The organism is Arthrobacter sp. TB 26, assembly GCF_000427315.1.
In the GTDB taxonomy this organism is placed as follows: domain Bacteria; phylum Actinomycetota; class Actinomycetes; order Actinomycetales; family Micrococcaceae; genus Arthrobacter.
Genome location: NZ_AUPJ01000423.1, coordinates 1 through 13,007 on the forward strand (window position 1 = coordinate 1; position 13,007 = coordinate 13,007).

18 protein-coding genes and 1 pseudogene are annotated in these 13,007 nt (G+C 67.4%); 14 read left to right on the forward strand and 5 right to left on the reverse strand.

What is annotated here, in order from left to right; all coding sequences use genetic code 11:
- From K789_RS25465 to asd, 11 genes and pseudogenes are all read left to right on the forward strand, one after another.
- Positions 1-680: pseudogene (locus K789_RS25465) on the forward strand (hypothetical protein); the annotation flags it as partial.
- A complete protein-coding gene (locus K789_RS26480) occupies positions 677-808 on the forward strand; it encodes a hypothetical protein (protein WP_272943975.1) in 132 nt (43 codons plus the stop codon). The pseudogene K789_RS25465 and the gene K789_RS26480, both read left to right, overlap by 4 nt.
- 33 nt (positions 809-841) lie before the next feature.
- Positions 842-1,645, forward strand: coding sequence for a thymidylate synthase (locus tag K789_RS0116200; protein WP_024367668.1), 804 nt, complete (start codon positions 842-844; stop codon positions 1,643-1,645).
- Positions 1,642-2,229 carry a dihydrofolate reductase gene (locus K789_RS0116205; protein ID WP_024367669.1) on the forward strand — a complete coding sequence of 196 codons (588 nt, stop codon included), beginning with the start codon at positions 1,642-1,644 and terminating at the stop codon, positions 2,227-2,229. Before K789_RS0116200 ends, K789_RS0116205 begins: the two co-directional genes overlap by 4 nt.
- A 4-nt stretch (positions 2,230-2,233) precedes the next feature.
- Positions 2,234-2,452, forward strand: a complete 219-nt coding sequence (locus K789_RS0116210; RefSeq protein WP_024367670.1) for an NF038396 family protein — start codon at positions 2,234-2,236, stop codon at positions 2,450-2,452.
- A 154-nt stretch (positions 2,453-2,606) separates the two neighbouring features.
- Positions 2,607-3,713 (forward strand): WXG100 family type VII secretion target, encoded by a 1,107-nt coding sequence (locus tag K789_RS24120; RefSeq protein WP_128081651.1) that lies wholly within the window; start codon positions 2,607-2,609, stop codon positions 3,711-3,713.
- 9 nt (positions 3,714-3,722) lie between these two features.
- Positions 3,723-4,376: a hypothetical protein gene (locus tag K789_RS0116220; RefSeq protein WP_024367673.1), complete on the forward strand. Its 654-nt coding sequence runs from the start codon at positions 3,723-3,725 to the stop codon at positions 4,374-4,376.
- 7 nt (positions 4,377-4,383) lie between these two features.
- A complete protein-coding gene (locus K789_RS0116225) occupies positions 4,384-4,764 on the forward strand; it encodes a hypothetical protein (protein ID WP_128081652.1) in 381 nt (126 codons plus the stop codon).
- Between the two features lie 65 nt (positions 4,765-4,829).
- The gene (locus K789_RS0116230; protein ID WP_024367675.1) at positions 4,830-5,189 is read left to right on the forward strand and encodes a hypothetical protein; all 360 of its coding nucleotides are present in this window, start codon (positions 4,830-4,832) and stop codon (positions 5,187-5,189) included.
- Between the two features lie 48 nt (positions 5,190-5,237).
- Positions 5,238-5,717 carry a hypothetical protein gene (locus K789_RS0116235; protein WP_128081653.1) on the forward strand — a complete coding sequence of 160 codons (480 nt, stop codon included), beginning with the start codon at positions 5,238-5,240 and terminating at the stop codon, positions 5,715-5,717.
- Positions 5,718-5,800: 83 nt separating this feature from the next.
- Positions 5,801-6,931: an aspartate-semialdehyde dehydrogenase gene (asd, locus tag K789_RS0116240; RefSeq protein WP_029705167.1), complete on the forward strand. Its 1,131-nt coding sequence runs from the start codon at positions 5,801-5,803 to the stop codon at positions 6,929-6,931.
- Positions 6,932-6,970: 39 nt separating this feature from the next.
- On the opposite strand, the gene K789_RS0116245 is transcribed toward asd, so the two are convergent.
- The gene (locus tag K789_RS0116245) at positions 6,971-8,077 is read right to left on the reverse strand and encodes a winged helix DNA-binding domain-containing protein (protein WP_024367678.1); all 1,107 of its coding nucleotides are present in this window, start codon (positions 8,075-8,077) and stop codon (positions 6,971-6,973) included.
- Between the two features lie 70 nt (positions 8,078-8,147).
- Here K789_RS0116245 and K789_RS0116250 point away from each other — a divergent pair, with 70 nt between their 5' ends.
- A complete protein-coding gene (locus K789_RS0116250; protein WP_024367679.1) occupies positions 8,148-8,627 on the forward strand; it encodes a hypothetical protein in 480 nt (159 codons plus the stop codon).
- A 27-nt stretch (positions 8,628-8,654) separates the two neighbouring features.
- Here K789_RS0116250 and K789_RS0116255 read toward each other — a convergent pair whose 3' ends face one another.
- The 4 genes from K789_RS0116255 to K789_RS0116270 are packed head-to-tail and all read right to left on the reverse strand — an operon-like array spanning position 8,655 to position 11,968.
- Entirely contained in the window at positions 8,655-9,722 is a 1,068-nt protein-coding gene (locus K789_RS0116255; RefSeq protein ID WP_024367680.1) for a UDP-N-acetylmuramate dehydrogenase, read from the reverse strand.
- Positions 9,723-9,755: 33 nt separating this feature from the next.
- Positions 9,756-11,045 (reverse strand): MFS transporter, encoded by a 1,290-nt coding sequence (locus tag K789_RS0116260; RefSeq protein ID WP_024367681.1) that lies wholly within the window; start codon positions 11,043-11,045, stop codon positions 9,756-9,758.
- 15 nt (positions 11,046-11,060) lie between these two features.
- The gene (locus K789_RS0116265; protein ID WP_024367682.1) at positions 11,061-11,492 is read right to left on the reverse strand and encodes a MaoC family dehydratase; all 432 of its coding nucleotides are present in this window, start codon (positions 11,490-11,492) and stop codon (positions 11,061-11,063) included.
- Positions 11,493-11,494: 2 nt separating this feature from the next.
- On the reverse strand, positions 11,495-11,968 hold the full coding sequence (locus K789_RS0116270) for an FAS1-like dehydratase domain-containing protein (RefSeq protein WP_024367683.1): 474 nt from the start codon (positions 11,966-11,968) through the stop codon (positions 11,495-11,497).
- A gap of 138 nt (positions 11,969-12,106) precedes the next feature.
- Between K789_RS0116270 and K789_RS0116275 the strand changes: the two genes are divergently transcribed.
- Positions 12,107-12,484 carry an ArsR/SmtB family transcription factor gene (locus K789_RS0116275; RefSeq protein ID WP_024367684.1) on the forward strand — a complete coding sequence of 126 codons (378 nt, stop codon included), beginning with the start codon at positions 12,107-12,109 and terminating at the stop codon, positions 12,482-12,484.
- Positions 12,481-13,007: SulP family inorganic anion transporter (locus tag K789_RS0116280; protein ID WP_024367685.1), on the forward strand; the 527-nt coding region annotated here is incomplete at its 3' end. The genes K789_RS0116275 and K789_RS0116280, both read left to right, overlap by 4 nt.

Below are 13,007 nucleotides of genomic sequence, written 5' to 3' on the forward strand. Positions count from 1 at the left end.
CCGCCGTGCCGCTGCTGGCCGGCGTCTTCCTCGCCCAGGCCCTGATGGCTGCCGCCAGCTCTGGTTTTGCGGGCTTCGTGGCTCTGATGGCAGCTTCCGTGCTGCTCGTCATTCCCGCCGGCGAGCTTCTGCTCCAGCGCAATTACGGGAGTCCAGAGGCACCGCGCCCCTGGCCGCGGCAGCCGGTGGGCCCGGCCCTGCTGACCACTGCTGTCGTGGCACTGCTCGTCTTCCTCGTCGTGCTGATCGTCACGGCGGTGGGACAGGACCGTCTCGCCGCAGGCCCGGACTGGGTTCCGGCCGGGCTGCTCACGGCCGGAGTTTGCGCGGCCGCACTCCCGGTCGTCTTCACGGCCAGACTCCGTCAGGGTGTTGCCGGTGCCCCGGCCGGACTGGACGCTGCCCTGCGCGCCATCACTGTGCACCGCGTGGTGCGGACACTGGCAGCCACCCTCGCAGCGCAGACCGGAATCCTGCTGCTGACGCAGAGCAACGCCTGGGCAGCGGTGGTGGGCCGGTCTGCCTTTGGGGAGACCGACCCGGCCGCGGCGTTCTGGGGTCCGGCGGTCACCGCGGGCGCAGTCCTCTGCGTCGTGGCCACGGTTATCGCCGTCATTCCGGTCGGCACCCTGGCGCGGCCCGCCCCGGCCCGCCTGCGCAGGAAGGAAGTCTCCGCGTGACGGCGGCCGTTGCCGCGGAGGTGACTGCCGCCGTCGAGCGCTACATTGCGGAAGGCCGGTGCGCCGGCCTGGATGACGCCGGGCTGCTGGCAATCCTGCGGACCACGCTCAGCCAGCAAGACGGATAAGGAGTGGCAGCGACTTCTCAGTAGACTGGGACAGTGAGCATTCCAACGCCCTATGAAGACCTGCTGCGCGATGTCCTGGACCACGGCACGCACAAATCGGACCGGACCGGGACCGGCACCCTGAGTGTGTTCGGCCGCCAGATGCGGTTCGACCTGAGCCAGAGCTTCCCCCTGGTCACCACCAAACGCGTGCACTTCAAGTCCGTCGCCGTGGAGCTTCTCTGGTTCCTCCGCGGGGACACGAACGTGAAATGGATGCAGGACCAGGGCGTGACCATCTGGAACGAATGGGCCGACGCCGACGGCGAACTGGGCCCGGTTTACGGCGTCCAGTGGCGCTCCTGGCCGACCCCCGACGGCGGCCACATCGACCAGATCGCCGAACTTATCGAAAACCTCAAGACCAACCCGGATTCCCGGCGCCACATCGTCTCGGCCTGGAACGTCGCCGAGCTCAAGGACATGGCCCTGCCGCCGTGCCACGCGTTCTTCCAGTTTTACGTGGCCGACGGCAAGCTATCCTGCCAGCTGTACCAGCGTTCCGCGGATACCTTCCTGGGCGTGCCGTTCAACATCGCCTCCTACGCCCTGCTGACCTGCATGGTCGCCCAGCAGACCGGCCTGGAACCTGGCGAATTCGTCTGGACCGGCGGCGACGTGCACATCTACGACAACCACATGGACCAGGTCCTCAAGCAGCTCACCCGCACCCCGTACGAGTACCCGCAGCTCAAGATCAACCGCAAGCCGGACTCCATCTTCGACTACACCCTCAATGACTTCGAAGTGGTCGGATACCAGCACCACCCGACGATTAAGGCCCCGATAGCCGTATGAGCGACGACAAAACGCAGGGCGCGCAGCCCGCCGACTTTCCCGAGAAGCTGGCCGCCCTCACCGGCCTCGGCCTGGTCTGGGCCCAAACCAGCACCGGTGTCATCGGCAATGACGGCGGCATGCCGTGGCACCTTCCCGAGGACATGGCGCACTTCACCCGGCTCACGACAGGCCACCCGGTGATCATGGGCCGCAAGACGTGGGAGTCGTTTCCCGACAAGTACCGCCCCCTGCCCGGGCGGACGAACATTGTCATCACCCGCCAGGAAGGCTGGGGGGCGACTCCGGCGGCCGCGGGTGCCACCCCCGTCAGGTCCCTGGACGATGCGCTCCTGGAGTCCCAGTTCGCGCCGGGCAACGACATGGTCTGGATCATCGGCGGCGGCAACATTTTCGCGCAGTCCATGGATTTCGCCGACGTCGCCGTCATCACCACGATCGACACCACCGCGGAGGGCGACACGTTCGCCCCGGACCTCGGGTACGACTGGAGCATGGACGGGAGCCTGCCGGCCGACGGCTGGGAGACCTCCGGCAACGGCACCCGCTACCGCATCAACGTATGGCGCCGGACGGAGCACTAACCGAATGTTGAAGAAACCCGAAACTCTCTTTGTCCTCGGCTACATGCTGCTTCCGCTGCTGGCGCTGCTTTCCGCGATCGTGGGGCTGACCATGATCCTGGGCGGCAACAAGATCGTCGGCGCGATCGTACTCGTGCTGGTCACGCAGGCTTTTGCCTTCGGGGCGTTCTTCGCCCTCCGGCGGCGGAAGCACGCGCTGCTCGCGGAGCACGGCGGCGAGTAACGGCGGCGCCGCCCCCAGGGCCCGCATGGGGAGATCACCCCATCGCCGCGCCGGCCGGTTCCGGCTACATTGGTCCCGGTTGGATACGTACGCCGGAATGCACCGGGTCCCGACCCTAGCCGGTTAGGCTGATGCACGTATAGGGGGAGCCACTATGGCAGGAAACTTGTGGGGCGCCGACGTCGCCCAGTTGCGCACACTCGCACAACAGTTTGGCAAGACGTCCGAGACGCTGCTGCAGCAGTCGACCACTCTGACGTCGGCCATCAACGGCACCACGTCCTGGAAGGGAACCGACGGTGCCCGGTTCACCTCCGAGTGGAACAGCAGCCACCGTGCCCTGATCCAGAAGACCGCATTTGCCCTCAAGGAAGAGTCGAAGCGGCTGCTGACCCACGCGGAACAGCAGGAGAAGGCCAGCAACGCGGTCACGGGGGCGGGTGGCGGCCCGGGCGCCATCGGCGGGGCGGGCGGCGGCTGGGCCGTTGTCGGCGGTGCTGCCGTCGTGGGCGGGATCCGGGCCGCGATGGGAGTCCAGAAGAACATCAAGGCTCCGCTGACGCTGGCCAAGCATGTTGGGCAGTACGGCTGGGTCCTGAAGAACCAGCGTGCGGAGCTGGCCCGGACCATGCTCACCAAGGGGCGCCACCGCCTGGGCGGGCCCGCTTTCGACAGCCGGCACCTGCGGCAGACCACCGCCGGGAACCGCGCCCTCGAGGTGCTGCTCAAGGACACCGGCAAGTCAAGCCGCATTCTCGCGGGGATCGACAAAGCCTCTGACATTGCCTCCCTGAAGAACCTGAACAAGTACACCGGTCCGCTGGAAAAGTTCATCAAGCCACTGGGGAAGTTTGAGGGCTTTTTCGCCGAAAAACCGGGGTTCGGCGCTGGCGGCAAGGCGGAGTGGCTTGGGAAAACGGGGCTCGCCCGTGGGCTCGGCTGGCTCGGTGTGGGCTTCAACGCGGCAGATTCGGTACAAAACTTCGCCTCAGGGGACGTCCGAGGCGGCCTCGGCAGTGCCGGTAAGGCCGTGCTGGGTGTCGGCTGCTTCCTGCCGCCCCCGGCCGGAACCGTCTGCCAGGTAGCCAGCGTCGGAATCGCCATCTACGAGAACTGGGACACCATCAGCAGCGTAGGCCAGAACATCGGCGAGGGTATTGCCAATGCCGTCAAGGATCCAGGCAAATTCGTCAGCGACGCCGGAGATTCCGTCAAGGATGCTGGGAAGTCCGTGGCCAAGTTCTTCGGCTTCGGGGATTAGGAGACTCGTATGACTGTTCAGAATGAGACCCACCAGGAGCCGCGGCTCGGCGTCGACGTGATCGGCTTCGGGGTGGGCGAATTCGCCTATCTGCTCAACGTGTTCGAGGGCCCCGCCCGGGACCGGTCCGTCAGCGTCTTCCGCGCCGAGGAACTGGTGGATGATGTTGGGCTGTATACGGCCGGGGCATCATCGCTGATGGCACGGGACATGGCTACCGTTGACGACGACGGCGACATCGGCGTGAAGGGGGTGGCTGCGGCCGTCGCCACGGCCCTGGGACAAGCGACGCGCTGGACCGAACTTTCCTTGCTGACGGAGGACAGCATGGACAACGTGGTGCTGGTCGAGGCGCCCGGTGTGGCCCTGATGCTGCAACCACGGTTGCTGGGGACCTGGTTCGTCTTCGCCCAGGATCCCGCTATCAGTTCCGCCGAAGCAACCCTCCGCGTGGTCCGCCAGCACGTCGAACAGAACCCCGGCGGCACCGCCTACCTCACCTTCAAGACCCTTGACGCTGAGAAGCACCTGCTGATCCGCCGCGACGAGGACACCTGGGCCACCGGCATCCCCAACTTCGCCACTGACGAAGTCGCGGAAACCGAAGGACTGGACGATGCCGCCCTGCTGCGCGGCATCCGGGAGTCCCGTGGCGAGGCGTAGCCGGGACGTGCCCCAGGATCCAGGCTACGTGCCGTATCAGCCGACGGAAGAGCGCGTGGTCCACCGCATGGCGGAGAACGGCGAGATAGTCGCCTACACGGAGGAGGAGTACGGGGTCCGCAAGGACGACGGCAGCGGACTGGTCAAGCCTGTCAATTCGGCCCGCGGCCTACTTTTGATGGCTATTATCGTGTCCGCCCTTGATTGCCTGGTGCTCTACGGTCTGATCAGAATCGTGCTCGACGGGACTTGGGAGATCCTCGCAGAAACATGGTGGGTCCTGCTTGTCGGCATCTTTGTGCCCTGGGCGTGCTGGGGCTATTACCTTCAGGAGCGCCGGGCAGAGAAGCTGCGCAAGGCCCGCAACCTCCCCCGGCCCGTTGAATAGCCTGCACGCCATCGAGGTCTACCGTGGCCAGGCGTAGCCGGGACGTTCCCCAGGAGCCCGGATACGTGCCGTACCAGCCGGCCGAAGCGCGGGTTATCCACCGTCTGGCGGAGAACGGCGAGGTGGTCGCGTACACGGCCGAGGAATACGGTGTCCGCAAAGACGACGGCCTGGGCATCATCAAACCCACGAACACGGCGGCCGGTCTGCTGGTCCTGGCAGTCCTGATCACCATCGCATTCGGCGGGATGCTGTACGGCCTGGTCCAAATGGGAATCACCGACCAATGGGAAATTCTGGGCGAGATCTGGTGGATGTACCTGTTGATCCTCTATCCGCTGATCTTCGCCTGGTCCAGCTACCTCTCCGAGCGCAAGGCCGAGAAATTGCGCAAGGCCCGCAACCTGCCACGGCCCGTTGAATAAGCCGACCGCAACCTCCCCCGCCCCCGTCGGCGCCGCAGGCGGTGTCCGGTGACAGGTGAGTCGTCGAGGCTCCGGTCCGGGCTCTCCCGCCCGTGGTACTTCGGCACCGGAATGGACAGCGCGATCCATGCCTACACCCGGGAGGAGTGGGGCATCGGCGGCTCGCAGCCCTACGGGAACTACTCGGTCCACACCGTCACCGGCTTGGTCACCGTAACAGCCCTGATGACCCTCCCGGCGCTTCTGGCGCCGGTGATGCTGGTCATCGCGGTCGCGAGGCTGAATCCAGGCGTTGCCTTGCTGTTCCTGGCCTGCACGGCACTCTTCACCGGCGGATGGCTGTTGGGACTGCGCGCGCTGAGGAAAGAATCCAAGGCCGGAACGCTTCGGCGCCTGAAAGGCCTGCCCAAGCCGCGCTTCACTGTTACCGACGACCAGGCGCGCCGGTGGTTCGAGGAGAATCCTGCCGGAATCCCAGTCACCCGCGAGAATTTTCCGGACAGCAGCCATCCTTTTTCAGGCGAATGATGGACCATAGCGCCGCGCGCTGCGAAAAGTAGCCGTGACGTAACCGGCTGCGCCCCGGAGCCAACAAAGTCTAAACTGAGCCAATGACTACAGCAGCTACTCCGTCCGTTGGACTGGTCGGTTGGCGTGGCATGGTCGGCTCCGTCCTGATGCAGCGCATGCAGGACGAGGGCGACTTCGCCAGCATCAACCCGGTATTTTTCTCCACCTCGAACGCGGGAGGTGCTGCCCCGGCGTTCGCTGAAGGGGCCGGCAAGCTCGAGGACGCGTTCGACGTCGATGCACTGGCGAAGCTGCCGATTATCGTCACCGCCCAGGGCGGCGACTACACGAAGCAGGTCCACGGGGAGCTGCGCAGCCGCGGCTGGGACGGCCTCTGGATCGATGCCGCTTCCACCCTGCGGATGAACGACGATTCGATCATCGTGCTGGACCCGATCAACCGCGACGTCATCGACAAGGGCCTTGCCAACGGCACCAAGGATTTCATCGGCGGCAACTGCACCGTCTCCTGCATGCTGATGGGCCTCGGCGGGCTGTTCAAGAACGGCCTCGTCGAATGGGGCACCTCCATGACCTACCAGGCTGCCTCCGGCGGCGGCGCCCGGCACATGCGCGAACTGCTGAGCCAGTTCGGCACGCTCAACGCCCAGGTCAGCTCGGAACTGGACGACCCGGCGTCGGCCATCCTGGACATTGACCGCAAGGTCCTGGCCCACCAGCGCAGCGACATCGATGCCACCCAGTTCGGCGTCCCGCTGGCCGGATCGCTGATCCCCTGGATCGATGCGGACCTCGGCAACGGCCAGTCCAAGGAAGAGTGGAAGGCCGGGGTGGAGACAAACAAGATCCTCGGCACCTCCGGCGATCAGCACATCATCATGGACGGGCTGTGCATCCGGATCGGCGCGATGCGCTCGCACTCCCAGGCGCTCACGCTCAAGCTCCGCGAAGACCTTTCCGTCGCGGAGATCGAGAAACTCCTGGACGCGGACAACGAGTGGGCCACAGTGGTGCCCAACACGAAGGAGGCCTCCATGCAGAACCTCACGCCGGTGGCAGCCTCCGGCACCCTGGATATCCCGGTGGGCCGCATCCGGAAGCTGGAAATGGGGCCGCAGTACATCAGCGCCTTCACCGTGGGCGACCAGCTCCTGTGGGGCGCGGCCGAACCGCTGCGCCGTATGCTCAACATCGCGACCGGCAACCTGTAGAACCCAAGCAGCATCAACGCCGGAGCGCATAACCCCGGTTCAGGTTCCGAGGAATCTCCGGTACTTCGCGGCCTGCAGCTCAAAGGATCTTTGGGCGGCAGGCCGCAGTCCGTTGACGTCGTCGAAGGGCTCAGGTACGGCCGCCGCGCCCCCGCCCCTCCGGGATACGTCCCAGGTGCCGACGATCTGGCCGCCGGCAACAATCGTTTTCCGGAAGACCCCGTTGCCGCCCGGCACGATCCTGTTCGCATGCTCCGGAGGCAACACGACCGACCGGTCCGTGTAGCCGAGCACGAACTCATCGAAGCCGGGCAGTGCCAGCACCAGGCGCGCTGCGGGGACGCCTTCGTCGAGCAGCGCCGCCGTCTCCGGGGAGAGCCAGTAGCTGGCCCCCTCGAACGCCACCTCCACCAGCTGGTCCTTCACTTCGGCCAGGGCCGCGCGGACCTCCGTCAGGGGTATGCCGGACCACCAGGAGAAATCACGCTCGGTAGCGGGACCGTGGCTGCGCAGGTACCGCAGCAGCCATTCGGCGGTCCCCTCCGCACGGTCCAGCATCCGCGACTCCGTGATCCAGTCGTCGAAGGCCACCACCAGCTGCTGGTTCCCGGCCAGCGGACCCTGCACCAGCCAACCCCGCTGGCACAGCATCCCCAGCAGGTGGATGCCGCGCTGGCCGGCCGTGGACTGGCCCGACCGTTCGAAGGCCTGGAACAACTCCGCCCGGCTGGCCGCTGCACCGCCGGACACCAGCTCCAACGCGGCACCCGCTGCGGCCTCGACGTCCCGGGCCGAGATATCGAGCTCCCGGTGGCGCCCGGCCATCCCCCGGATCAGCCGATCGGAGGTGATGGCCAGCATCCATTTCAGGTCTTCGGGAGCCAGCAGGTGCAAGGTGCCGCGCATCGGCCAGGATCGGACGATCTCACCCCGGTCAAGGGCGCTGCGGACATCGCCCACACGGGAACCCGGCACACGCTGTCCGACCGCCCAAAGGACAGACTGCAGGTCCTGCGCCTGCATGGCCGTCATCCACCGCACGGCCGCCGGGACGCCGCCGAATCCGGACCCGGCCAGGCCCTGCGAGGCCAGCCGCAACCGGCCCAGGATCCCCCGGCTCAGCCGGATACGCGCCTTTGCTGTCATGCACCCCATGCTAGGACGCCTGCCGTGCGGTTCCCAGCCGCCTTCCAGCCGGACTCCCTACCCTTGATGGATGACCTTGAGTGAGATGTGGCCACTGCTCCGGCCCCTGAGCAGAAGGCTGGCCCTCCTGGGCTGGGCTTCCAGCGCTGCCGGCATGACCGCCGGGCTCACCGTTGCTATTGCCAGCGGCACCCGGCTCTCCCCCATGATGAGCACCATGCAGTTGGTTTCCGTGGTGGCCATGGCCGTGGCGGTGACCAGTTTTGTGACCGCCGCATCGGTGCAGCCGCGGTCGCCAGTGCGGGACGACGGCGACGCACCGGACGGCCGCGAACCAAGGGACCTCCCCGACACCGTGCAAAGCTTCCTGCTCGGCTCCTTGGCGCTGCTGGCAGGGGCGGTCGTCTTCGCGCTGGCCGGTTTCCTGCTCCGCAGCGGGCCCAGCGACCAGTCCGTGGCGTTTTGCCAGGTCTTCTTCCTGGGCGCCGCGGCGTCCGGCTTCACGTTTATGCTCTTCAGCCGGGTCGTCGGACGCCACGGCAGGAACTGAGCGGCGAAACCGCGGGCCAGCCGTTCCTTAGAGCTCCACGCCGATGAGCAGCGGTTCCGGGTGCAGTTCAATCCCAAAGCGTTCGACGACGCCGCGGCGCACCTCGCGCGCGATCGCCAGCAGGTCCGCGGTGCTTGCCCCTCCCCTGTTGGTGATCGCCAGGGTGTGTTTGGTGGACAGCGAGGCCCGGCCGCCGGACACACTGTCCGGCTCCAGCCCGAATCCCTTGCCGTAGCCGGCCTGGTCGATCAGCCAGGCCGCCGAGAGCTTGGTCAGCCCGTCGGCACCGCCCGGGTAGCGCGGCGCGTCGTCCGGCAGCCCGGCGGCTATGTCCGCCGGCACGATCGGGTTCGTGAAGAAGGAGCCGGTGGAGTACGTGTCCCGGTCCGCGGCGTCCCACACCATGCCCTTGGACGCCCGGAGCCGGAGCACCTCGCGCCGGACATCGTTGGAATAGGCCCGCTGGCCTGCCTCAACACCCAGCGCGCGGGCGAGCTCGGCGTAGCGGATCGGGGCGCTCATCCGGCCCAAGGGCAGCTGGAACTCGACCGTCAGCACGACGAAGCGCGGCGAGCCGTTGACCGTGGTTTGTTTCAGGATCGAATCGCGGTAGCCGAACTTCAGCTCAGAATTGGTGAAGGTCTGCACCGCATTGCGCTGCCGGTCCCAGGTCCGCACGGCGGCAATGGTCTGGGACACGTCCGAGCCGTAGGCACCGACGTTCTGGACCGGGGTGGCGCCCGTGGCGCCCGGGATGCCGGAGAGCGCCTCGATCCCGGACCAGGCATGCAGCACGGCGTGCTCAACCAGGGCGTCCCAGCCATGGCCGGCCTGGACCACCACGGCGACGCCGCCGCAGGAGTCCTCCGCGTTGACAGTGAAACCCTCCGAGGCGATCTTCAGCACAGTGCCGGGGAACCCGTCGTCGGACACCAGCAGGTTGGAGCCGCCGCCGATGATCAGCAGGGGCTCACCGGCAGAGTCCGCTGAGCGGACGGCGTCGATGATCCCGGCCTCGGTGCGGGCCTCGATGAAGCTGCCGGCGGGGCCGCCCACGGCGGCGGTGGTCAGGGCGGAGAGCAGAGTCTGGGTCACCCGACCAGCCTAGCCGGGTATGACCGGACTCCCCTAAGCAGGTCCCTGGGCGGTCTTCCGGGCCACCGGCGAGAGCAGGAAGCTGACCACGAGCATCACCATCACGGCCAGCAGGGAGTGCAGGATCCCGACGTGTTCCGCCAGGAGGCCCAGCAGGGGCGGCCCGCAGAGGAATGCGCCGTAGCCGATCGTGGAGACGACAGAGACCCGGGCGGCGGCCTTGAGGGGATCGTCGGCGGCGGCGGACATGCCCACCGGGAAGCCCAGCGAGGCACCGAGCCCCCAGACCGCGAGGGCCACATAAGCCACCCACGGCACGGGCGCGAAGACGAACAAGCCCAGGCCCAGTACGGCCAGGGCCGCGCACCAGCGCATCACCGGGACGCGGCCGAAACGGTCCAGGACCACGGTTCCGGTGAAGCGTCCCACGGTCATGAACGTGACGAAGAGCCCGTAGCCGGCGGCGCCCGCGGCGTCGGACTGGCCGTGGCCGTCGGCGAGCGCCAGTGCCACCCAGTCCCCCGCCGCCCCCTCGGCGAGTGCAAGCCCCAGGACGAGCACTCCCAGCAGGAGTGTCCGGCGGTCCCGCCAGGCCTGCGCAATCTGGCGTTTGCTGTCCAGCGGGGCCTCGGACCGGTCCGTATCCGGACTGATGATCGGAATGGGCCCGGTGGAGGGATCCTCGAACGTATCCGGTTTGGCTGGCTTGAAGCGTTGCCCGCCCTCCACCGGTGTAATGTCCGCGCGGAACCACGACGCGGCGGTGGCCACGGAGCCCGCGACCAGCAGACCCACGGCGGCGAAGTGCCAGAAGACGGGCACCGCGGCCCCCGCGGCCCAAGCGCCGGCCCCGGCGCCTGCGACGGTGCCAAGGCTGAAGGCCCCATGCAGCCGCGGCATGATGTGCCGGCGAACGGCCCGCTCAACTGCGGCTCCCTCGACGTTGGAAGCCGTGTTCCAGCTCGCCGTGCCGAGACCAATCACGGCCAGCCCCGCGGCGACGGCGAGCGGGTTGGCCAGGACGGAGGTTCCCGCGCCGGCGAGGACCAGCCCGGTGCCCACCATGATGCTGCCGATCCGGATGGTCTGCTTGGATCCGAACCGCAGCACGATCAGCCCGGACGCGGAGACCGAGATGAAGGAGCCCAGTGTCATGCACAGCAGCAGGAGCCCGACATTTCCCGGGGTGAGGTCCAGTCCGTCACGGATGGCCGGCAGCCGGGACACCCAGGTAGCGAACGCGATGCCGCTGACGGCGTAGGCAACGACGACGGCGTTCCGCCACTGCGTGACCTCCGCAGCCTGGTTCGTGCGCACGTTCACGGCATCGCCATGCGGCTAGGCCAGCCTGACGACGGCCTGGGCCTTCATCAGTACTTTCTGGCCGGCCGAGGTGACGGTGAGGTCCACGCGGGCCGTGCCTGCCTCGGCGTCGAGCGCTCCAATGGCTCCGCTGACCTCGATCACGGCGCCGGCCGTCCCCGTCGTGTCGGACACCGGGACCGGTTTGGTGAAGCGGGTCTGGAAATCGACGACGGCGGCGGGGTCGCCGGCCCAATCGGACACGAGCTGGACGGCGGAGCCCATGGTGAACATGCCGTGCGCAATCACACCGGGCAGTCCCACGCCGGTAGCGAAGGCCTCGTTCCAGTGGATCGGGTTGAAATCGCCGGAAGCGCCCGCGTACTTGACGAGGTCCGTGCGGGTGACGTCGATGCTGCGGCTGCCGATGTTTTGGCCGACAGCGAGTTCTGAAAGTGTGGGCTTCATGTTTACTGTCCCTCTCCGCGGACCAGGATGGACGAGGTGGCGGTGGCGACGGCCTCGCGTGCTGCGTCAGTGGCAGCTCCGGCGGCCACAGCGAAGATTTCCGAGCGGGTGGTGATCATGGCTCCCCCGCCCATGGCACGGACGCCGTCGACGTGCAGTTCGGCAACCAGCCGGTCCCCGGCGACGATGGGCCGGTGGTGGATGAACCGCTGGTCCGCGTGGACCACGCGGGAGAAGTCGATGCCGGAGTCCGGGTCCTCGATCAGCTGGGCGTCCGCCCTTTGCGCCACAATGATGGCGAAGGTCGGGGGCGCCACGAGGTCGCTGTGGCCCAGGGCTTTGGCCGCATCCACCTCGAAGTGGGCGGGATGGGTCGCTTTGACCGCGCGGGCGAACTCGCGGATTTTTTCGCGGCCGACGTCGTACACCTCTTTGGCAGGGTAGCTGCGTCCCTGCAGATCCGGATTGATAGTCATGGGTTCCAGCCTAGCGCCAGGCCGCCGGCCGCCCGCGCCGATGACACGGGGTGAACGGACTGCGGTATGATGAAAACATCATTCCATCAATTCACGGTCGGTCTCCGGATCCGCGGGGGCCAGGAAGCACGGGCAGCGATGATCTCGGCAGCACAAACCCCCTTGTACGAAATCAAGGCGAACCTGTTCAAGGCACTCGCCCACCCGGCGAGGATCCGCGTGCTCGAACTGCTGTCCGCCGCCCCGGATAACGCCGCGCCCGTCAGCTACCTGCTGGCCGAGACGGGCCTCGAAGCGTCCCACCTGTCCCAGCACCTCGCCACCCTGCGCCGGCACGGGGTGGTGACCTCCACCCGCGCCGCCAATACTGTGACCTACCGGCTGGCCCATCCGAAGATCGCCGAATTGCTGGCCATCGCCCGGACCTTCCTCCTCGACAGCCTGGCCGATTCCAACGACCAGCTCAGACTCGCGCAGGAACTTCCCAATGAACACCTCAAGGATTCCGTTTCATGAGCACGGCACTGGCGCATCTCAGCCGGTTCCTGCCGTCCCGGCGTGACTATGACGGGCTGCGCTCGTCCTGGAAGACGGATCTGCTGGCTGGCATCACCGTGGGGATTGTTGCCCTGCCGCTGGCACTGGCGTTCGGAGTGAGTTCCGGCGTCGGCGCCGAAGCCGGACTTATCACCGCCGTCGTGGCTGGCCTCGTCGCCGCAGTGATGGGCGGCTCGCACGTCCAGGTCTCCGGCCCGACCGGCGCCATGGTCGTTGTGCTCGCACCGGTCGTCGCCGCCCACGGCGTTGGCAGCATTGCCCTGGTCTCGCTGATGGCCGGGCTGCTGGTGATTCTCCTGGGCATCAGCGGGCTGGGTCGGGCCGTGGCCTTCATCCCGTGGCCGGTGGTGGAGGGCTTCACCCTCGGAATCGCCGCGATCATCTTCCTCCAGCAGGTCCCGATGGCCACCGGCACCGAGGGGATACCGGGCCACAACACCCTGCTGGCCGCTGCCGAGAGCGCCTCACAGGCCACCGCGCC